11 protein-coding genes and 1 pseudogene are annotated in these 23,112 nt (G+C 54.8%); 7 read left to right on the top strand and 5 right to left on the bottom strand.

The window, feature by feature from the left end; genetic code table 11:
• Window positions 1–9: 9 nt before the first annotated feature.
• From NTU47_08895 to NTU47_08880, 4 genes are read left to right on the top strand one after another with little or no spacing between them, the layout of a single operon-like run.
• Complete coding sequence (locus tag NTU47_08895) at window positions 10–1,599, top strand: hypothetical protein (GenBank protein ID MCX6133916.1); 1,590 nt, start codon at window positions 10–12, stop codon at window positions 1,597–1,599.
• A 6-nt stretch (window positions 1,600–1,605) separates the two neighbouring features.
• Window positions 1,606–2,517 carry a hypothetical protein gene (locus NTU47_08890; protein MCX6133915.1) on the top strand — a complete coding sequence of 304 codons (912 nt, stop codon included), beginning with the start codon at window positions 1,606–1,608 and terminating at the stop codon, window positions 2,515–2,517.
• Between the two features lie 7 nt (window positions 2,518–2,524).
• Complete coding sequence (locus NTU47_08885) at window positions 2,525–3,760, top strand: hypothetical protein (protein ID MCX6133914.1); 1,236 nt, start codon at window positions 2,525–2,527, stop codon at window positions 3,758–3,760.
• A gap of 44 nt (window positions 3,761–3,804) precedes the next feature.
• The gene (locus tag NTU47_08880) at window positions 3,805–9,249 is read left to right on the top strand and encodes an Ig-like domain-containing protein (protein ID MCX6133913.1); all 5,445 of its coding nucleotides are present in this window, start codon (window positions 3,805–3,807) and stop codon (window positions 9,247–9,249) included.
• A gap of 227 nt (window positions 9,250–9,476) precedes the next feature.
• On the opposite strand, the gene NTU47_08875 is transcribed toward NTU47_08880, so the two are convergent.
• From NTU47_08875 to NTU47_08855, 5 genes are all read right to left on the bottom strand, one after another.
• The gene (locus NTU47_08875) at window positions 9,477–10,460 is read right to left on the bottom strand and encodes an SDR family oxidoreductase (protein ID MCX6133912.1); all 984 of its coding nucleotides are present in this window, start codon (window positions 10,458–10,460) and stop codon (window positions 9,477–9,479) included.
• Between the two features lie 379 nt (window positions 10,461–10,839).
• Window positions 10,840–13,320 carry a glycosyltransferase family 39 protein gene (locus NTU47_08870; protein MCX6133911.1) on the bottom strand — a complete coding sequence of 827 codons (2,481 nt, stop codon included), beginning with the start codon at window positions 13,318–13,320 and terminating at the stop codon, window positions 10,840–10,842.
• A 14-nt stretch (window positions 13,321–13,334) separates the two neighbouring features.
• Window positions 13,335–14,045, bottom strand: coding sequence for a uracil-DNA glycosylase (locus NTU47_08865; GenBank protein MCX6133910.1), 711 nt, complete (start codon window positions 14,043–14,045; stop codon window positions 13,335–13,337).
• Between the two features lie 7 nt (window positions 14,046–14,052).
• The gene (locus tag NTU47_08860) at window positions 14,053–14,853 is read right to left on the bottom strand and encodes an alpha/beta fold hydrolase (GenBank protein ID MCX6133909.1); all 801 of its coding nucleotides are present in this window, start codon (window positions 14,851–14,853) and stop codon (window positions 14,053–14,055) included.
• A 149-nt stretch (window positions 14,854–15,002) separates the two neighbouring features.
• Window positions 15,003–16,289, bottom strand: a complete 1,287-nt coding sequence (locus NTU47_08855; protein ID MCX6133908.1) for a citrate synthase — start codon at window positions 16,287–16,289, stop codon at window positions 15,003–15,005.
• 490 nt (window positions 16,290–16,779) lie between these two features.
• Here NTU47_08855 and nifJ point away from each other — a divergent pair, with 490 nt between their 5' ends.
• From nifJ to NTU47_08840, 3 genes and pseudogenes are all read left to right on the top strand, one after another.
• On the top strand, window positions 16,780–20,391 hold the full coding sequence (gene nifJ / locus NTU47_08850; GenBank protein MCX6133907.1) for a pyruvate:ferredoxin (flavodoxin) oxidoreductase: 3,612 nt from the start codon (window positions 16,780–16,782) through the stop codon (window positions 20,389–20,391).
• 71 nt (window positions 20,392–20,462) lie between these two features.
• Entirely contained in the window at window positions 20,463–21,452 is a 990-nt protein-coding gene (locus tag NTU47_08845; protein ID MCX6133906.1) for a dihydroorotate dehydrogenase-like protein, read from the top strand.
• A gap of 416 nt (window positions 21,453–21,868) precedes the next feature.
• A pseudogene (locus NTU47_08840) lies at window positions 21,869–23,089 on the top strand (NADP-dependent malic enzyme).
• The last annotated feature ends 23 nt before the right edge of the window (window positions 23,090–23,112 follow it).

Raw genomic sequence — 23,112 nt, 5'->3', positions numbered from 1 at the left:
AAGCTCGAAATGCCATACCAGCCTGGTCAAGGCAAAACTGCGGTTGCGTTGTTCGTCGACGGTCTGGAGCTGAAATTTGTCCAGTTGTCGATGAAGAAGGGGAAGGTGACGCTGCGGGACTACAAGACGGTTGCGCTGGTTCAGAAGTTTGAGGAGAAGCCCGGATCTTCGACAGAGGCGGGAGCGGAAACTGCGGAGATGGGTGCCGAGTCGTTTGGTGAGCAGGCGATGCCGACTGAAATGTCCGAACGGGAAGGGCAGAACAATGCTGCCGTTCTGCTGAGCATCCTGACAGATCTCCCGTCAACGAAATACACACTCTCCTACGCGCTCAGCGAGCCAGCCGTTACCTATCAAGAATTCGAGAGCGATTCCGGTCTCAAAGGGACAAAGCTGAAAAAGCATGTTGCCCAGGAGCTCTCGGCAATGCGTTCCGCTGCACCTGCGCTCGATGCGCTTGATTTCATCCCGACCGCCCAGGGCGGACTTCTCAGCATCGTGCGTGAAGACGGGATGCACATCTATGACCTCTTGCGGGAGATCAAGCCGTTTATCGGCAACCGGGTACCGAAGATCGATGTGATCGACAGCGCGGATACCGCGCTCATCGGACTGGTCAGAAGTTCCTTTGACCTGCAGGAGGACGAGGTCACAGTGCTGGTGTACGTCGGCAATGACTTCAGCCGCCTCATCTTTATGCAGGGGAAGAACTATCTTCACTTTGCTCCGATCATCAGCGAAGGGTACGGCTCGTCCAATATCGAGAACACGATCTACAGCCGCATCTTGCTCGAGCAAGACAACATCGCCCTGACGCGCATCGACCGGATCATCCTGTGCGGAGAATGCCACAAGGTGAGTCTGCGCGAGTCGCTCGCTCCGCAATTCACGAGCGCGACCGTGGAGTACCTCCAGACCCCCGAGCTTGACATGAGCGTCTACGAAGGGCTCGTCGGAGAAGCGATCTCGGAGTACGCCATTCCGCTGGCGACGGCGTGGAGGGCGCTCGAACCCAAGAGGCACGGGTTCTACGATATGAACCTCTGCCCGGTGATGATCACCGAAGGGCAGAAGGCGTTCAAACTTGCATGGCATGGATGGGTCCTCGCGCTGATGATCATCGGCTCAATCGTATTCCTGTTGACGTCCATCGAAAGCCGTAGTACGGAAATCAAGCGCCAGAAGGATCAGCTCGTTCGAAAGCGGGGTGAGCTGAAGGACCTGGAAGATCTGCGAGTTACGCGCTCAAAACTGCAGACCGACATCGCCCGGTACGCGAACGCCGCTTCTGTCTATGATTCGATCGCGCCCGGCAGTGACCGGTGGAGTCGGGTCCTTCATTATCTTGCCAACAGTGTCGAGGATTTGAATTCCCTCTGGCTCTACAAGATTGTGAAAGACGATCAGAACCCCACAATCCTCAGGATCAGCGGCCGTTCCATCTACCGCACACGGATCTCGCGTCTGGCCAGTCTGTTCGAACGCGCGACATTGAAACAAGTCAGAACAACTGCTATCCGGGACAAGATCGTGTACGAATTCGATCTGATTGTTGAACAGGTCGACAAGGGTGATGGCGCCCCAACTAAACCACGGTAAGACACTATGTCCTTTAAGATACGTAATACCATCGTTCTTGCTGTTGTCTTCTTGGTCATCACCGGCGGCGGACTATTCTATTGGCTGTACTTGCAGCCGAAGCAATTGAAGACGACGCTTGCCGAAATCCAGAAGATCGAAAAAGAACTGGTCGATGTGCCGCAGACCGTCGCCGAGGTGAACGAACTCACGGACAAACTCGCCGACACGAAGCGTCGCTACGATTCGCGCAGCAAAGAGATTCCGGCGTTCGACATCACGTCCCAGACGTACGCGTATATGAGCAAGGGGATTGACGAAGCCGGGATCACGAACGACAATGAATTCGTTCGGTTGGGTCAAGTGACCTTTGACCAGACAAAGGATCTCGGCCCGTACGGGTACAATGTCTACCAGTTGACAGACTGTGAAGCGGCATTCGAAAACCTCTACAAGTTCGTGTATTACCTCGAAAACGGCAGCAGGCTCTACAAAATCGCGTGGATCAATCTCGAAGGCAAAGAATTCGTCAACGTGGAGTCGAAGGAGACACGCAAATATGTCGGGTTCTCGATGGAGCTGCATGCATATTTTACGAAGATTCAGGAGCTGAACACGTCTCTCGCGGCGAAGTCGCTTACGTTTACCCAGTCCCCCTTCGATCCGTTCGACCCCATCATCCTTTCGGCTCTTTCCGGTGATGCGCCGGAAGGCGAATTGGACACAAGGCAAATGGATGTTCGGGCGGTTCTTCCGGGCAAGGCGTTCGTGATGTACAAAGGCGAGTTGATGGTCCTGCATCTTGGGGATAAGGTGTGGAGAGGCTTTGTGAGCCGCATCAGTCCGGCGGACAGCAAAATCGAGTTCACGGTCAACGAGGGGGGTATTACGAGGAAGATAGCGAAGGCAATGGTTTTCGATAAAAAGAAACGTAAATGAGGGAGTCATGAAAAAACGAACAAGTATCTTCATCACCTGCTGCCTGCTCCTTCTTGCCAACGCTCTTCTCGCTCAGAGCCGGGAGGAACAAAGGATGAAACGCGCGGCTCAGGGGAAGGAAACCTATACTCAGGAAGAGCTGGTGTCCTTCAAGAGTGATGTCCCGTACAAAAACGCCATGGAATCCCTGAGCACACTCAGCAAGAAGTTCCTGAAGAAACCTATCGTTGATCCAGCGCCGCTTACGACACCGATCAACGTGGAGATCCAGTCAATGTACTGGAAGGATGCCATGGAGCTCATCCTGCGGACAAACAACCTCTGGTATCAGGAGCTCGAGGACTATATACAGGTTGCGACCGTTGGTATGCTCGCTGCCTCGGCCGGGGGTACGCCATCCGGAGTCTCAGCGCCAACGGATTCGTCGGCAATCATCTCAAAAACCCGCGAGGTGACGATCTCTGCGATCTTCCTCGAAATCAACAAGGCGAAATTGCGCGAGAGCGGCATGAGCTTCAATATCTTCAGAGGCCGTGACCTGAACCTCGGTGTGCAGTTCAATGGGGCCGATCGGGTCACCAGCAATGTGTTCGGAGTCACTGTCTCGCCGACAAATCCCAAGCTCGCAGTCAATATCGATGCTGCGCTCAAGATTTTTGAGAGTGAACAGGTTGGCGAGGTGCTTTCCCGGCCTCAGACCACCGTCCGGTCCGGATCCAAAGGGAGGCTCCAGGTTGGTACTGATTTCTCTATCAAAGAGCGGGACTTCTCCGGAAATATCATTGACAAGTTCTACAGCACGGGAACAATCCTTGATGTGAGTCCGAAGGTTTACCGATACGGCTCTACCGATTTCATCGACCTCTCATACCACGCAGAACGCAGCACCGTGACTCCAGGCACCGTCAGCACCCTGATCAACAAGAGCCAGTCCGATGGGCGCGCGACAATTCTGAACGGCGAAGAGACGTACGTGGGAGGATTGTATTCAAACGAGGACAATGTCACGCGCGAAGGAATTCCGTTGCTGAAAGATTTGCCATGGTGGGTGTTCGGGCTCCGGTACATCTTCGGATATGACAAAGTGGAGACGGTACGGAAAGAGCTCATCATTCTCCTGAAGGCAGAGCTCGTCCCGACTATTGAAGACCGCGTGAAGGAGCTTGCGAAGGAACGGAACATCATTCAGGACAAGCTCAAAGAAATTCAGCAGGATGTTGACAAGAAAACGAAAAAGCAATGACCAACGATTCTGAACGGCACACTAAAGTACTTGGGGAGTTCGTCATGAACGTCCGTACGATCTTGTTGTGGGGGATTATCGCGGTGTTGACGCTTCTGGTGTCATGTCAAAACCCGACAGGGCCTGATACACAGGTCACATCCATCCCGACGTCGGTCCGCGGTTTGGTAATGAGAAGTGACAACCTTACGCCGGTCACCAATGCAATCGTGTACGACGTTGGCGGCCTGGCCCGGGATACATCAAGATCGGACGGAACATTCCGATTGGTGTACCAACTTCTCTCGCAGACGAAAACCCGGATCATCGGTTCCCGCTCCGGTTACGGTAATGACACCTCTGTTGTAACGCTGAACCCCGGGGTGGACACGACGATCGTGTTGCGGCTCAAAGCCGACAGCTCGAGCCCCTCGGGGGCGGTGTCGACGGGCAAGGCGGCGAACATAGTCCTCGTCGCATCAAGTTCCGACAATATCTCCATTCGCGGTACCGGTTCCAACGAGACGGCTGTCCTTCAGTTCGAAGTGAGAGATTCTCTGGGTATCCCGATCGCGGGTGTTAACAAACTCACCGTGAACTTCTCTATTCTTGGCGGCCCCGGCGGCGGGGAATATGTGTTCCCCGTGACTTCCGAAACCGATCCATTGACCGGTCGAGTGACGACGCGTATCTCCAGCGGCACGAAAGCAGGCGTCCTGCAACTTCTTGCGACGGCAACCGTTCCGGGCACGCCTCCACTGACCATCAAATCCAGTCCGATAAAAATAACCATCTCCGGTGGCCTTCCCGACGACAGCCATTTCTCTATCAGTCGCAAGCCGCTCAACATCGCCGGAGGCGTATACGATAATCTCCGGGCACAGATACAGGTTATCGTCGGTGACAAGGAAGGGAACCCCGTACAGCAGGGGACGGCGGTCTCCTTCACGACGACCGGCGGCGTCATTCAGCCCAACGCTGTGACCGACCGCGATGGAATTGCTCAGGTAGATCTGATTTCCGCCAATCCACGTCCATCGAATTCGGTGGCAATCGTAACGGCAAAGACCATTGGTGACAGCGGCAAGGTCATCCAGAAAAGTACTGTTGTGTTGTTCTCCGGAGCGACGAGGATTTTGACTCCCTCTTCTACAGTCGTGGTTCCGGACAGCGGTGTTGCATCCTTTGAGTATCGTGTGCAGGATCCGAACGGATTCCCTCTCGCCGGCAGCACAAGCGTTACGCTGACGGTGGACGGTCCTGGTTCAGGTGATCTGGAGCTTTCGGGTGATGTCACGAAGACTCTGGAAGATACCAACGATCCCAACAGCACGCTTTTCAAAGCGACCGTGCGTGACAAGAAATTGCGCGGACCAGGCGGAGCCGTCACGTTCAAAATCTCTGTCGTCAGCCAAAACGGTAATGTGTCCGCCACGTTCCCTGGATTCGTACTCAGTGACACCAGTGTGATTGTCGCGCCGTCGAAGTCGGGGTACATCTCAAGTCTGACTCTCGCGGGGATCGACAACACTCAACTTTCAGTCAGCGGCACCGGTGCCAATGAAACCGCGAAACTGACGTTCGCTGCCAAGGATTCGGTGGGGAATCCCATCGAGCTTCGAAAGAGAGCATACGTAACCTTCTCCCTGTCGCCGACCGGCGGTGTGGGAGGGGGAGAGTTCCTGTTCCCGGCGGCAGATTCGACGGACGCCTTCGGCCAGGTGACGACGACGTTCAATGCTGGCTCACGAGCTGGCGTTCTTCAGGTGATAGCTCGGTCAACGTACGCCGGACGCACAATCACGACCTCTCCGATCAGGGTCACGATCGCCGGTGGACTCCCTGACTCGAACCGGTTCACTGCTACTCTCTCGAGCGTCAATATGCCGGGTCTCATCAAAGCCGGAGCGCTTGGAACAGTCGGTGTTCAGGTTGGTGACAAATTCGGAAATGCGGTGCAGCCAGGAACGGCGCTCGCCTTCAGCATTTCAGGCGGCCTTATCCAGGCCAACACAACCACCGACGCTGCGGGCCAGGCATCCGCCGTCGTGTATGGCGGCAATCCGGCTCCGAATGAACCGACACTCGGCGGAGTGGGACACGGCTTTATTACTGTACAGACAGTGGGCGAAGGGGGCATCGCGATACGCAAGAAGATTCCATTCCTCTTCTCTGGTCAGAGCCGCATCGTGCCTCCGTCGGCACTCATTTCCATTCCCGACAGCGGAGTCGCGACGTTCCAATATCGGGTACAGGATGTTAACGGCAATCCACTTGTAGCAGGGACGACAGTCAATCTTACCGTCGATGGTCCAGGTGCCGGCAACTTAGCGCTGTCCGGAGATGTGGCGAAGACGCTTCTGGATCTCGATGATCCCGTATCGACTCTTCTCACAGCGACGGTTCAGGATAAGGTGCTCAAGGGTTCCAGCGGTGCAGTTACATTCAAGGTGACAGTGGCGAGCCCGAACGGCAATGCCGTCACAACATTCCCTGGGATCGTCCTGCAAGATACGTCAACCGTGCCGCCTGTGGTTGTCGGTGGAGGCAAAGCGCGGTATGCAGCGAGTCTTACGCTTGTCGGTGGATCACTCCCTGGGACGCTCGGTCCGATATCAGTCAAAGGAACCGGCTCTACCGAGGCAGTGAGAATCACGTTTGTGGCAAAAGATTCAGTGGGAAATGCTATCGATGCCTCGAAGCGAGCCTATGTTAAATTCAAGATAATGCCTCTCGGCGGGACTGGTGGTGGCGAGTACTTGTCACCTGTCGCAGACTCAACCGATGCAGCTGGCCAGGTTTCAACAACGTTGAACGCTGGAATAAAGCCAGGAGTAGTTCAAATTGTCGCCACGACCCGCGGAGACACAGTGATATCGTCACCGGTGACGATCACCATTTCCCAAGGTCTTGCTGATCAAGCTCACTTCACGATGGCAATTGCGACGGGGACAGAAGGAAGTGTTCAGGTGATGCCGCAGGACACGATCTCACTTGTGACTTGGCCCAAAGCAGGTGCTAATGTCGCTCAAATCATAGTTCAAGTTGGCGATCGGTATGGAAATCCTGTCCAACCTGGTACAGCTCTGTATTTTGGTACCAGCGCAGGATTGATTTTCCCACGTGCCGTGACAAATGAAAACGGTTGGGCATCTACCGTCTGGCAGGGCGGAAATCCAGCACCGAAAAACGACACCGCCAGCATCTGGGTGGAAACCGTGGGTAACGGGGGAATCGCGGTCGGTCAGCGGAACATAGTAAGGTTGACGCAATCGATTGGCTCTTACTCGTCTGGCTTCGCGTCCAGCCTCACGCTCAAGAGCAATGTGACAAATCAGCTCTCAGTTCGTGGAACAGGGGCGATTGAAGCGACGACGCTCACGTTCGTGGCGCGAGACTCGGTTGGGAATCTTCTTGATCCAAAACGTCGGCTCTTGGTGAACTTCTCAATCTCTCCGACAAATGGACTTGGAGGTGGCGAGTTTCTCTCACCGATCAGCGGGTACACCGATGGCAGCGGTGAGGTGACCACGACATTCAATTCAGGCGTCCGGTCGGGTGTGGTCCAAATCGTCGCCACGGCAACTGTATCCGGCCAAACGATCACTGTCGCTTCGGGTCGGATAACGATTTCCGGCGGATTCCCGGATCCCACGAAGCTCACGGCGTTTCTGTCGCGCGTCAATATGCCGGGTATCGCAAAAACCGGCCCAATCGGGACAATGTCCGTTCAGGTTGGCGACAAGTTTGGCAATCCCGTCCAGGCCGGCACAGCTGTCTCGTTCAGCTCGAACGGCGGGTTGATTCAGCCGTTCGCGCAGACGGATGCCAATGGACTGGCCACGGTGACGCTGCAGGGAGGCAAGCCATTCCCGAACGATCCTACTGCAGGTGGACCAGGATATGGCACGATAACACTTCAGACTGTCGGGGAAGCCGGTGCAGCAATCAGTGTCCCGATTCAGTTCCTTTTCTCCGGCGCTCCGATCGTCACGCTGCAGAATGTTCCGAATGATACTCTCAAGATTTTTGATGCTTCATCCTATGATGTCGATTTCACCGTGGCTGATGCCAATGGCAATCCTGTTTCGTCTGGACACAATATTACGGTCAATGTTTCGGGCCAGGCAGCGGCGAGCATCGGTCTCGTCGGCGATGTAAATCTGTTCACGCCTGACACGAAGGACAAAGCAAACTTCACACATTATCGATTCCGTGTGACTGACCTTAACCCGAATGGCGGCATAAGTGGTGAGGTGGTGTTCACGGTCACTGTGAATGGTGAGGCGGGGTCATTTGTAAAGAAGTTCTATGGCAACCTCCAGCCGCCGCAGGTGGCGAATACTGTACCCCCAACGGCCCGGCAGCCATCGCAGATTGCATTCCTCGGTATCTCGAATACTGACATCTATGTTGCCGGTGTCGGCAACACGGAGAACTCTGTCATAACGTATGAAGTGCGCGATTCGCTTGGTATTCCAATCGACAGGACGCGGCGCGTGTTTGCGACGTTTAGTCTCCAGTTTTACCCGAACAACAATGTGGGAGGAGGTTTGCCTCCCCAGATCATCCCATCTGCGGACAGCACCGACGATTCAGGAAAACTCCGGACGGCAATCGTGAGCGGCACGCAGGCGGGTGTCGTGCAGGTCGTTGCGAAGCTTCAGCTCCCAGGTGGAGGTCAGGTTGCATCGCAGCCCGTCAGGGTGAGCGTCCACGCGGGGTTTGCGGACCAGGCGCACTTTACGATTACACCTGGACACTGGGTCTTCCCTGGATTTGACCCGGTGATACAATTCCCGTTCTTTAACCAGGTTCAATTCACTACGGTCGTTGCTGACACATTCAGCAACCCAGTCCAGGTGAATACGGCAGTGTACTACAATACGCAGGCCGGCGTGATGCAGACAGGAACGACTGGTCCATCGGCGTCGTACACCAACAATACCGGCATCTCGACATCGTGGTTGTATGCTGTCAATCCGAAGCCGGCTGCTCCACCGTTCTGTGATCTGAGTTCCGGTTCTGGTCGCCCGGGTTATCATTGGGTGTATGCACAGACCCAGGGAAGAGGAGGAAAGTGGATCATCGACAGCGTCTTGGTGGTTCAGAACAGGGCGCCGATCGTCATCACGGGCGTGCCGGCTGCGACCATACAGGTCCCGCGTGGATTGGTGTCGGCTCCGATCTCTATGACCTTCAAAGACGCCAATGGGAATCCATTACCTGACGGCACAACTATCACCGCCACCGTGTTATTCACCTCGGATGTTCCAGGCATAAAATTCGAGGTCGGAGGTGACCTCTCAAGCACGCGGGGATTCGTCATGCCGAATGCTTCGTACGCAAGATTCCCCGGTGCGCGGATAACTGACTTCACCTTCTTTGTGGGCGATCTCTCGACGAATGGAGGTGCGACGATTGGTCAGTCCATGATCATCCAAATAGAGATTCAATCAGCGAATCTCGATTCGCGCATCGTATCATTCCCGGCTGTGATTGTCCCGTAGAGAGAGACTGTAAGTTAAATCAACTCCGTCTTCTCCTGTAAAGGAGGAGACGGAGTTTCTATTTGTGGGTGGTCCGGAGAGCGGCGGTATGAATTGTGACCCCGTGAACGGGGCAAGATGGTCAACAGCCAATTGACAATTGTCAATCAGTCGTACACCATAGACCATTGAGAAAGATCATAAGCTCAACTGCGTCGGGGAAGGCTCCGCGTCACCATCCTGCCCTCTTAGAGCAATCCTCGATCTATGTACCACTCGAATGTTCTCTCAACGGCTTCGCGAAATGGCGTGAACGTGTAGCCAAGCTCTTTCTGAGCCTTCCTGCAACTGAAATGATAATTGAGATTGCTTCCCGCCAGCAGCTCTCTCGATACCCAGGGGCGACGGTTCAGAACTCCGGCAACAGACTCAGACGCCGCTGTGACCAGCGAAACCAGAGACTGCGGCAACCTGAACAGAGGCTGAATTCCACCGACGACATCGGCGGTCGTTGAGATGATCTCGCGGTGACTGAGGTTCTCTCCGCTCAGGATGTAACGCTCTCCGGCGCGGCCCTGGCGTGCTGCCAGAAGATGGCCGCGAACCACATCGCTCACATACGCGACGCTCATTCCGCCCTGAACGTAATAGAAGATTCTCTTCCTCCAGACGTCACGAAGGAGCTGGCCGCCGTGAAAATGCATGTCTCCTGGACCGATGATGACTGTCGGGTTCACAATGACGGCGTCGAGTCCATGGCTGACAGCCCGCTGGATTTCGCCCTCCGCCCGGTGTTTTGAATTCCTGTACCCGACGTCATACGGTTCCCAGTTGAAGCATATGGTTTCATCTGCAAGTGCCCCGTCCTCAGGGAAACCGACCGCTGCGGTCGAACTCGTATGGACCAGCCTCTGGATCCCATTCTCGATGCACACCTGGGCGACATTGCGTGTCCCCTGGATATTGACTTCATACATCAGGAGGCGTTCTTTTCTCCAGTAGGAAATGAGGGCCGCGGTGTGGAACACGGTGTCGCACCCTTTCGCGGCCCGCCGCAGCGAATCGACATCCCGCACGTCGCCGATGCAATGCTCCACGGGGAGCGGACCCAATGCCGCGGTGTCTGATCCCGCGCGGCGCAGGATCCGGACGTTGCAGCCTCCTTCAAGAAGCGCCGCGGCAAGATTGGAGCCGAGAAAACCGGTGCCGCCGGTGACGAGGACGTTTTTCACAGTTGGTATCTCGTGGTGCGTTGGTATGGAACACTATCGTGTACTTGTTCGTTTTACTAGAAGACATCAACAATTCTCACGCAAAGTCGCGAATAAGGCAAAGCCAAGATTTTCAACCAAAATCTTGTGGCTTTGCGCCTTTGCCTGAAATTCTCTTCTTGTCCGGGTGTTTTCGAGATAGGTTCTACTCTCGTCAAAAGCACCCACCCCACTGCTCCCCTCTCACGTCACGCATGCCCACGCACGAGAGGAGACGTTTCGTTCTTGATAGGATTCTCACAGTTTGAGCAGTCCCTTTTGTTTATTTAATCGCGTGCGCGGGAGAGGGGATGGCTCTGTCCGCCGTCTTTTTGGCGGAAGGCGTGTCTGAGTTCGTTTCCTATTGTTTCTGGGGGGAGAGCTTCGCCTTCGCGGTGGCATGCCCCGGATCCAACCTCAAGACCTCCTTGAATGCTGCGCGGGCAGCAAATGGCATCTTCTTCTCTTCAAAGAGCTGCGCCTGGAAGAGCCAGGCTTCCATGTTCCGGGGATCTTCGCGCAGTGCGCGTTGTGCGTCGTCGATGGCTTCATCCGGGAGATCAACGATCTTATACGAACGGGCGATCGACAAATACAAGGCGCTTCGCCGCAGAGGATTTGAACTAAGACGAAGCGTGTCCTCTGTCTGTTCGATCAACGTGAATTGCTGCACCACTGCATTGGTCCTGTCATTGGTCCTGAGCTGGCGAAGATAGAAGCGGGCTTGCGCCGTATCGCCCCGCTGCATCGCAAAATCCCATCCCCAGAGGAGTCCGAGGAAATACGTGGAGTCGCTCGCCAGGCAATTTCGTATCATGCCGTATGCGTGACCATAGTATCCCAGGCTCCAGTAGAATCGAGCTCCGTTGACCATCATCGTGGAGCGTTCAACCGCGTTGTCGGATGAAGCGGCCTGCTGTTGAGAGTATGCAACATCGAGGAGTTTCGACGCGACCGGCAGATATGTGGTCGATTGGGCATATCCATACAAGACTTGCAGCTGACGGGAAGCCTCCTCCAGCTTGCCGCTCATCGCATAGGCCGCGAGAAGCTGATACGGGATTAGAACCTGGGCCGGTGCCATCGTTTGAGCCTTTTGAAGCAGCGCGATCGCGGCGTCGTGCCTTCCGCGCAGAAGCTCCCGGCGGCCGAGCCGCAAAAGCCCGTTGGCGCTCGCCGTGTCGATCTCCATCCGTTTGGTGTACAGCCACTCTTCTCTTGGCGTGAGCTGCGTGGAACGGACTCTGAACAATCTCATGCCGGCTACCGCGCTGACCGGTTCAAACCAGAAGCGTTTTGACTCTCCCATTTGGAACTCGTACGAGAGAACATTGTCCCAGGAACTCGTCGCGATGATGAAATCAGCAGCGTATGTCCGGAGGTAGAGCTCGAAGGTTGTGACAGGCACAGCATTGTTGAGCTCGAGGAGCTTCCGGTCGCCGATGAAGATGCAGGCCTCCTTCAGTGATCCGGCGATTGTCGATTCTTCAGGCGTGCGCATCCTGATTGTATCGCCGAGTATCTTCCATGGCTTGGTGAACATGTTCTTCCCAAGCCTGGCCTGCTGCAGGTGGTCGTAGAAAGCAAGAGAGTTGCTTGTGTACCGGATATTGGTTCTCTCGATTTCGATCAGACAAAGAAGATTGGGCAGAACCACGGCTGCGATGAGAAACGCTGTCCCTGCGCGTACGGCTCGTCCATTGTCTGCCAGCCACCGGATCTGCATCCATCGGAGCGACGTCAGAACGTAGAAAATCTGGATTGGCAGCAGCGGAAGCAGGAACCGCACATCGTGAACCGGATAGAAAAGAATGACCAGAAGATACGCGGCGACGAATGCGAACCGCGCAAATCCTGTTTTCCGGTCCTTCATATCCCGCCAGATCCCAATGAACAGGAGGGGGAGAAAGATGATCGGGATAACATACTTGATCACATTCATCGCTTTGTAGTACGCGAGGAACATCCCGGTCGGCTCGACGATCAGCATGTCCGGCAGAGGATACAATATCAGGCCCGCGAGATGGATGGCGTACCCCGACAGGTTGGTCGTCAATCGAAGCCCGAATTCCTGAACGAGCGATGCTTGCGGAGGAGTGAGGAAATGCTCAAACACGAAGTTGACGTTAGTCGCCTGCGAGGCGATGGGCGCGCCCACCAGGACCAGGTTTCGATACATCCACGCACCGGCGCAGACGACAGCGAGAAGGGCGACGAGAATCGCCCGCCTATACTGCTTCCGCACGAGAAAGTAGAGAACCACGGCGCCGACGAATGCGACGGCTACTTCTCTCAGAAGCACGAGGAGCGACGTGATCACAAGGAGAACCATTAGATCACGACTCCAGGCTGTGTCACTGGTTTCAAGCCGTTCGAGCAGCAGGAAACACAATGTGAGAGCGCCGAGAAATGAGGTCTCCGAAAGAACTTCGGTCGACATGAGCAGCAAAAGAGGATTGAAAACCAGCGGTACGATTCCCAGGAGAGCGACTGTCTTGCCGAAGCATCGCATCAGGAGCGCGTAGAACGCCAGAAGAAAGAGAGCGCCGAGCAGCAGGGTCCATATTTTTCCGGCGACAAGCGAATGCGGAAAAACAAGAAGCACCGGTGAAAGCAGAACAGAGAAGAAGGGGGCGTTCACGACATAGCGTTCCGGTTCGGGTTGCGTGTCATCGACGAATCCACTTCCTTGCGCGAACGAAGTCCCCCAGATGATGTAGCGGGTGCTGTCTGTGTACAGCGAAAGATCGTTGAGCCGAAGCATCCCGATGATGATGTATGCGACAACGAGCAGGATGAACAGGCGGTGATCTCGAAACAGGGGAACCGGTTTCAGCTTCATAGTATCACATGGGTTTAGGATGAATGCAGGAGCGTTTGTGCGCGTTGGAAGATCGAATCGAGCATCGGCTCAGTGAGTCTGCCCGTGAACGTGTTCTGCTGGCTCGGATGGAAAGAGCCGAGCAGTGTCAAGCGGTCATTGACTGCGAATTCAGCTCCGTGCGAAAATGCGGGTTTCTTCCCGGTGTGTGCCCAGCCGAGTTCCCGAAGCGCAGAGAACGCGGCATCGAAACGGACTTTGCCGAGTCCGACGATGATCCGTACTCTCCGCAGGAGGTGCATCTCCTGCAGAAGAAAGGGTCGGCAATTGCGGATTTCTTTGGGGAGCAGTTTGTTCTGCGGCGGCGCACACCGACAGGCTGCTGTGATGTAGCAGTTCCGAAGCTTCAGTCCGTCTTCAGGCGATTCAGACAGGGGCTGGTTCGCGAAACCCGCTTTGCTGAGCGAACGGAAAAGCCAGTCACCGCTTCTGTCACCGGTGAACATTCTGCCCGTTCGGTTTCCTCCATGGGCTGCAGGGGCAAGTCCAATCAGGAGCACCTGGGCTCTCGGGTCGCCGAAACTGGGAATTGGTTTGCCCCAGTATTCCCAATCAACAAATCGTCTCGTCTTTTCGCGGGAAACCTTCTCTCTCCAGCGCACCAGGCGGGGGCACAGATGGCATCCGATGATCTGCTGCTGCAGTGCAGCAAGCTCGCTCACAGGCCTGACGGTTGAGCGCTCCATGCTTTGATCACGCCTTCACGCGATTGAGGAATTCGATGAGATACGTGTCGAACGCGGGAGCGTTTTCAAGATTACTCATGTGAGCGGCATAAGGAATTACGTGGAGTTCAGAGTTTGTGATCTGCCTGTGCATCGATTCGGCGACTGCCGGCGGTGTAAGCTTGTCCTGGTCGCCTACAAGAACCAACGTCGGTACGTTGATGCGCGGAAGAACAGCCGTGGTGTCTGTCCGGCAGCCGAGGGCGAGTGCAGCTCCGGCGATACCCAGTGGGGAGTTGGCGCGAATCATCTTCTTGATGGATTCGACGATATGAGGATGGGACTGAAAGGTCTGAGGGGCAAAAATCGAGACTGCAAATTCATCTGCAAATGGCCCGGTTCCGTTGGCCTTGATGTTTTTGACGAGAGCCGATCGCTTCAGCTTCGCTTCGTTCGTGTCAGCTTCACTTTTTGTATCGCATAACACGAGCGCTTTGATTCGTTCAGGGAACCGTTCGTAGGCACGCAACGCGATATAGCCGCCCATCGAGAGTCCGCAGATGACTGCCCGGTTTATGACGAGGTGGTCGAGGAGCGCAAGAAGGTCGTCGACGAAGAATTCGATCGTATATTGCCCGTCGCCGACGTCGCTCTCTCCGTGACCGCGGATGTCGTACGTGATCGCCCGGAAGTGATTCGGTAGCGCCTTCATCTGCGGTTCCCACATCGTGTGGTTGAACGGAAATCCATGGATGAAAACGACAGGGATGCCCTGCGGCAAACCCCGCTCTGTGTAGTTGATCGTCGTGTCGTTGAGTTTGATCTTCATAAGGCGCTCTTGGTTGAACAGTGCTGAAACTCAACATCTGGAATGCGGCTCAAGATGTCGCAGATGGTGCCGGTGGCAGCTTGAGGTTTTGAGAGAGTGACCTTGACCCTGTGATGGTGAAACGTAAGTCAAGTGACGGACATTTTCGCCTACCGTTTGTCTAGCGGTATCCACGTCTTGCCCCGCTGTCCAAGGTAGACCTGGCGCGGTCTGGCGATCTTCTGTTCCGGATCCAGTATGTGTTCCTGCCAGTGTGCGAGCCAGCCCGCAGTACGGGGTATGGCAAAAAGAACAGGGAAGAAGTCCATCGGGAATCCCATCGCCTCGTAGATGAGGCCTGAATAGAAATCCACATTCGGGTACAGCTTCCGCTTCACGAAGTACTCGTCTTCCAGCGCAATGCGCTCGAGTTCAAGTGCGAGGTCGAGCTTCTTGTTCTTGCCGGTAACCTCGAACACATCGTAGGCGAGTTTCTTGATGACCCGGGCGCGCGGATCGTAATTCTTATAGACCCGGTGCCCGAATCCCATCAATTTCTTTCTTCCTTCTTTCACATCCTTGATGACAGACGAAACTCTGTCGATCGAGCCGATTTCGTCGAGCATTCGGAGCACGGCCTCGTTTGCGCCGCCATGGAGAGGTCCCCATAATGCCGCAGCCGCTCCGGCCACTGAGGAAAAGGGGTCGATATGAGAGCTGCCGATACCGCGCATCGTGTTCGTGCTGCAGTTCTGCTCGTGATCCGCATGGAGAATGTAAAGGACGGTCAACGCATGCTCAAGCGTGGGGTGGATGACATATTTCGATTCTCCGATCTTGAACATCATATTTAAGAAATTCCCTGCATAGGTCAGGTCGTTGCTCGGATAAACGTACGGCATTCCCTTCGTATGGCGGTAGGCGAATGCCGCGATCGTCGGGACCTTGGCGATGAGACGGTAGATCTGTTTCCGACGCGCTTCGGCGTTCATGATATCCTTGGCTTCCGGATAGAAGGTCGAGAGGGCAGAGATCGTGCTGATGAACATGCCCATCGGATGAGAGTCGTACCGGAATCCCTCCATCAATTTCTTGATATTCTCGTGCACGAACGTGTGCATCTTGATGCTCATTCGCCATTCTTCGAGCTGCTTTTCGTTCGGCAGCTCACCGTGGATGAGCAGATAGGCGACCTCGAGAAATGAGGTGGATCGTTCGGCGAGCTGCTCGATAGGGTATCCGCGATACTCGAGAATCCCCTCGTCGCCATCGATGTAGGTGATCTTACTTTTGACCGATGCGGTGTTCATGAAGGCGGGATCATAGCTGAGCAGGCCAAAATCCTCATCTTTGACTCTTATTTGCCTCAGGTCAGTCGCCTTGATCGTGTCATGTTCGATTGGAACGTCGTACTTCTTACCGGTGCGATTGTCAGTGATGCTTAGCGTATCGGGCATTGATTCATCCTGGGGATTCAGAAAACAAGAGCAATTTGCTATGCGAAGAAACGAAATAAATGCCTCATCTTCCACCGCGAATTCCTGACAGCGATCGTTCATTTGAGGCCCGGATTCATTCACCTCTTGCCCGCATCGTGCTGTCAGTCGCTGCCGCGGACGTCGCGTATTCGTGTATCTCCAGTTTGCATCTCCTTCCTGCTGTTCGACAATCACTTCCGTGAGGGCTGACTGGAGTCGTGAGCAGACTTCCTTGGCGTCAGTAACAACAGCCCTTTGGGTCCAGTGAATTGTCAATTCCGACTACTGATTTTCCGTTTATTCATTCTGCCAAAAAGCCAAGTGAGCTTCTCGAAAATCGGAACATTCCTGCAATAATTGGCGAAATTTGTCTGTATTTCGCAGTTCCGGAGGTCGCGTTGGTTGGAATAGATATTGCGTCAGTTGAACCGATTCATTATCAACCCTTAGAAGAAAGGCAAGAGTAACGATGTCAGCTCAAGATGCTGTTCCGACCATAAAGCGTAAGATGGTAACCATTGATGGCAATGAAGCCGCGGCGTATTCAGCTCACAAGTGCAGCGAAGTAATTGCCATTTATCCTATCACTCCCTCCTCGACGATGGGTGAATGGGCAGACGAATGGTCTGCTCAGGGTAAGAAAAACATCTGGGGGACGATCCCATTGGTTGCAGAGATGCAAAGTGAAGGCGGAGCAGCAGGCGCCGTTCACGGAGCACTGCAGACGGGCGCTCTCTCGACGACTTTTACGGCATCGCAAGGCCTCCTCCTGATGATCCCGAATATGTTCAAGATCGCAGGCGAGCTCACCTCCACCGTGTTTCATGTTTCCGCACGAACCGTCGCCACGCACGCACTGTCGATTTTCGGCGACCATGGGGACGTGATGGCGGTCCGTTCGACGGGCTGGGGAATGCTTGCCTCGAACTCGGTGCAGGAGATCCATGACTTCGCTCTCATCGCACAGGCCGCGTCGCTCGAATCGCGCGTCCCGTTCGTACATTTCTTCGATGGATTCCGCTCGTCGGCAGAAGTTATGAAGATGGAACAGCTGGCTGACGAAGACTATCGCCAGATGATCGACGATGAACTCGTGTTCAAGCACAGGCAACGCGCTCTGAACCCGGAGAAACCTGTCTTGCGCGGGACCGCGCAGAACCCGGACGTCTTCTTCCAGGCACGTGAAGCCTGCAACCCGTACTATGTCGCCTGCCCTGATATCGTTCAGAAGGCGATGGACAAGTTTGCGAAGATCGCAGGGCGTCAGTACAAATTGTATCAGTACTATGGAGCCCCGGATGCCGACAGGGTTGTTGTCGTGATGGGTTCCGGCGCAGAAACCGCGCACGAGACCGTCGATTACCTGATGAGCAAGGGAGAGAAAGTCGGACTCCTGAAAGTCCATCTCTTCAGGCCGTTCGCACCAGAGTACTTCGTGAACGCGTTGCCCGCCACTGTCAAACACATCACGGTACTGGACAGGACGAAAGAGCCGGGTGCGCCCGGAGATCCGCTCTATATGGATGTCATAACATCCCTGAGCGAAACGCTGGCGGCCGGAAAGGCCCCGTTCAAATCCTTCCCGAAGGTCACCGGCGGACGATTCGGTCTCTCTTCAAAGGAGTTTACGCCGACGATGGTGAAGGCAGTCTATGATGAAATGAAAAAAGACCAGCCGAAGAATCACTTCACAGTCGGTATCAATGACGATGTTACCATGTCGAGCCTGGTATACGACCCGACGTTCGGGATTGAGCCGAATGATGTCGTGCGTGCGATTTTCTTCGGTCTCGGAGCGGATGGAACAGTAGGCGCCAACAAGAACTCCATCAAGATTATTGGCGAGGACACGGAGAACTACGCGCAGGGTTACTTCGTCTACGATTCGAAGAAATCAGGCTCAACCACAACTTCGCACCTGAGGTTCGGACCCCGTCCGATTCACTCCTGCTATCTGATCACCGAGGCAAATTTTGTCGCATGCCACCAGTGGTTCTTCCTCGAGAAGTTCGACGTGCTGCAGAATGCCGTCAAGGGGGGGACGTTCCTTCTGAACAGCATCTTCGGTCCGGATGAAGTATGGGCCAAGCTTCCGCGTCACATCCAGGAAGGAATCATCAAGAAGCAGCTGAAATTCTTCGTGATCGACGGCTACAAGGTCGCCAGCCAGACGGGCATGGGTGGTCGTGTGAATACGATCATGCAGACATGCTTCTTCGCTATCTCCGGCGTGCTGCCAAAGGATGCTGCTATTACCGCTATCAAGAGCTCGATCTACAAGACGTATGGAAAGAAGGGCGAGTCAGTCGTGCAGAAGAACTACGCTGCAGTCGATGCTACGCTGGCAAACCTGTTCGAAGTAAAAGTGCCAGACAAGGCGACGAGCACGCTCGAGATGCCGCCTGTCGTGTCGGCCGCCGCGCCGGACTTCGTCAGGCACGTTACTGCGATGATCATCGCCGGCAAGGGTGACGCACTCTCTGTCAGCCAGATGCCCCAGGATGGGACGTTTCCGGTTGGCACTGCTCAATGGGAGAAACGCAATATTGCTCTCGAAATCCCTGTGTGGGAACCGGAGATCTGCATCCAGTGTAACAAGTGCGTCATGGTATGCCCGCATGCGACAATCCGTGTGAAGGTGTTCGACCCTGCAGAGCTGAAGAACGCTCCTCCGACGTTCAAGTCGATGGAGTTCAAGAGCACGGAATACAAGGGAATGAAATACTCCCTCCAGGTGGCTCCCGAGGATTGCACGGGCTGCTCGCTCTGCGTTGAGGTATGCCCCGCAAAGAGCAAATCGCAGGTGAAGGTGAAGGCGATTAACATGAAGCCGCAGCCTGAGATTCGCGAACAGGAACGCGTCAACTACGACTTCTTCCTGGATCTGCCGGAAGTTGATCGCAGGACGGTGAAGACGGATACGGTGAAGGGCTCGCAGCTTCTGCAGCCTCTCTTCGAGTATTCAGGCGCTTGCTCCGGGTGCGGCGAAACGCCGTATGTGAAGCTTGTGAGCCAGTTGTTCGGAGACAGGACGATTGTTGCGAACGCGACGGGATGTTCGTCCATCTATGGCGCGAATCTACCGACGACACCATGGACGACCAACAAGGATGGCCGTGGACCGGCCTGGTCGAATTCGTTGTTTGAAGACAATGCGGAGTTCGGACTCGGCATGCGTCTGACGATCGACAAGCTCACTGAAATGGCCTGGGAATTGGTCGCGAAGTTTGCCAACGAAATCGGAACAGATCTGGCGAGTGCTTTGCTGAGCGCAAACCAGTCCGACGAGGCAGGAATCTACGAACAGCGCGAACGCGTGAAAGCCTTGAAGGAGAAGCTCCTGGTCAGCAAGACGCCTGGAGCGAAGAACCTGCTCCATATCGCGGACAACCTTGTGAAACGAAGTGTGTGGATCATGGGTGGCGACGGATGGGCATACGATATAGGCTATGGTGGGTTGGATCATGTCCTTGCATCCGGACGCAATGTGAACATCCTGGTTCTCGACACTGAAGTCTATTCCAATACGGGCGGCCAGATGTCGAAAGCCACATTCCGTTCGGCCATTGCAAAGTTCGCTGCTGCGGGCAAACCGACACAGAAAAAAGACCTTGCGTTGATGGCGTTGACGTACGGAAATGTCTATGTGGCGAAGGTTGCCATGGGAGCCAATGATGCGCAGACAGTCCGCGCGTTCCTCGAAGCCGAGGCATATGATGGCCCCTCGCTTATCATCGCGTACAGCCATTGCATCGCCCATGGGATTGACATGGCAAAAGGCATGACAAACCAGAAGCTGGCAGTCGAAACAGGGTACTTCCCGCTCTTCCGGTACAATCCGATGTGGACGAAGGAAGGTAAGAACCCGATGAGGATGGATTCGAAGGCGCCGAAAGGACCGCTGACCGATTTCACTTCTCTCGAAACACGGTTCAACATGTTGGAGAAAATCTATCCCGAGCGTGCGAAGGAGTTGATGGGGCTTGCGGCCGAAGATGTCAAAAGCCGATGGGCGATGTACGAGCAGCTGGCCGGCGGAGATGGAGAGAAGGCAAAGCAAGAACCTGCGCCCAAAGCTTGACGGGCGCAGTTCACCTCACGACTTGAGAACTGAACCACTCCACTTTGAAATTGAATGAAGGACACGGAATTATGGATCTGAAAACTACGTATCTCGGCCTGAAACTCAAGAATCCACTCGTTCCATCTGCGAGCCCGCTTTCCCGCAGTCTCGATGGTATGAAACGTCTTGAAGATGCAGGCGCATCGGCAATCGTCATGTATTCGTTGTTTGAGGAACAGATCGAACACGATGCTGCTGAACTGGAGCACTACCTTGCCTATGGCTCGCGCGCCCACGCCGAAGCACTTGACTACTTTCCGAGGCCTGAAGAATACAATATCGGGCCCGAACAGTATGTCGAGTTGCTCCACAGCGCCAAGGAATCGCTCGGCATCCCCATAATCGGAAGCCTGAATGGCATTTCCACCGGGGGCTGGATTGACTATGCGAAAAAGCTCGAGCAGGCGGGTGCCGATGCAATCGAATTGAATATCTACTATATTCCCACGGATCCGGCGTTGACAAGCCAGGAAGTCGAGGAACGCTACATCAACGTACTGCACGCTGTGAAGCGGGCAGTGAGAATTCCCGTTGCGGTGAAATTGAGCCCGTACTTCAGTTCACTGGCCAACGTCGCTGCCCGGCTGGACCGGGCAGGCGCCAACGGCCTGGTTCTGTTCAATCGTTTCTATCAGCCTGATTTTGACCTTGAAGCACTGGAAGTGACTCCGAATGTTACTCTCAGCACTTCGGATGCGCTGCGAGTTCCCTTGCGATGGGTGGCCATCCTGCACGGGGTGGTGAAGACCAGCCTGGCTGGCACCGGAGGTATTCATACGGCGGAAGATGTGATCAAGATGGTGATGGCCGGCGCAGACGTGGCGATGATGTGCTCAGCGCTCCTGAAGCATGGGCCAAAGCACATCACGATGGTCCTCGAAGATCTCAATAAGTGGATGGTCGAGCATGAGTACCTTTCCATCGAGCAGATGAAGGGGAGCATGAGCCAGGCGTCGGTTGCAGACCCGGCCGCGTTCGAGCGAGCCAACTATATGAAGGCGTTGAATCGGTACAAGTAGTACCGATGCATTCCGCACTCAAGACCAAATCTGAGGGTGTCCGTGGCGAAAAAGGCGAAGAGGCGATCCGATCCCTCACCGATCAGGAAGTTGAAATCAGCGCTGACTGAGCTCTCACTCACGCCACCGGCGCTGTCGTTCGCTGAGGGGGAGCTGTTCGTGTGTTCAACGTGTGATCTGACCGTCAGAGAGTGCAACGCCAATCCTGACAAGGCGTGTTCAAACATGTTGCTGCAAGGAACAGAAATTCACCTGCTCCGTCAGGCGGGGAAGGGGAAATCACTGAAATGTGCCTCCTGTGGAGGCACCATCCCGAAGAAGCTTCTGGAAAAAAATCCTCTCACGGAACTCTGTCCCAGCTGTCAAAAGGCTTCATTGAAGTCGAATGTGCACAAGCGTTCGAAAGGAGTCTCCCCATGATTAGGAAACAAGACGCTCTCGATTACCATTCCCACGGCCGAAGAGGGAAGATCGAAGTAATTTCGTCAAAACCCTGCCAGACTCAACGCGATCTCTCGCTTGCCTATACTCCCGGTGTTGCTGAACCATGCCTCGACATCCACGACAATCCTGATGATGCATATCTTTACACGGCAAAAGGAAACCTCGTCGCTGTCATTTCAAATGGCACTGCTGTTCTGGGCCTTGGTGATATCGGTGCGCTCGCCGGCAAGCCGGTGATGGAAGGCAAAGGTGTACTGTTCAAGAGGTTTGGGGACATCGATGTGTTTGACATAGAGCTGAACTCGCACAATTCGGACGATATCATCAAGACAGTGCAAATGCTCGAACCGACGTTCGGCGGCATCAATCTCGAGGATATCAAGGCCCCTGAATGCTTCTACATTGAAGAAGAACTGAAGAAGACCATGAATATCCCGGTCTTCCATGACGATCAACACGGCACGGCGATCATCAGCGGTGCTGCATTGGTGAACGCCCTGGAGGTTGTAGGAAAGAAGATAGACAGGGTGAGAGTCGTCTTCAGTGGAGCAGGTGCGGCTGGTATCGCGTGCGCGAAGCTGTACGAAAAACTCGGTGTTCGGCGCGAGAACATGATGTTGGTTGACACGAAGGGAGTCTGCTTCAGAGGGCGGACGGAAGGGATGAACCCCTACAAGGATTATTTTGCTGTCGATACCGAGGCACGCACGCTTGCGGAGGCCATCAAGGGTGCAGATGTTTTCTGCGGAGTTTCGGCGAAAGGAATCGTAACCAAGGAAATGGTCCGGTCGATGGCGGACAAGCCGATTGTCTTTGCAATGGCGAATCCGGATCCGGAAATTACCTACGAGGATGCAACCTCCGCGCGTGATGATATTATCATGGCGACGGGACGGTCGGATTATCCGAACCAGGTCAACAACGTTCTCGGCTTCCCGTTCATTTTCCGCGGCGCGCTCGATGTCCGGGCGAAAATGATCAACGACGAAATGAAGATCGCTGCATCGCACGCACTCGCGAAGCTGGCGAAGCAGGAAGTGCCGGATTCTGTCATTCGCGCCTATGGCGGAAAGAGAATTGAATTCGGGAAGGAATACATCATACCGAAGCCGTTCGATCCGCGCGTGCTTATCTGGGAAGCCACAGCGGTCGCGAAGGCAGCCATGGACTCGGGTGTCGCCCGAATGCCGATTAAGGACTTTGAGCAGTATCGTGA

The sequence above is a fragment of the Ignavibacteriales bacterium genome (assembly GCA_026390595.1).
Lineage (GTDB): Bacteria > Bacteroidota > Ignavibacteria > UBA10030 > UBA10030 > UBA9647.
The sequence above is the reverse complement of the archived record's forward strand: the minus strand, read 5'-3'. Positions and strand labels throughout refer to the sequence as shown.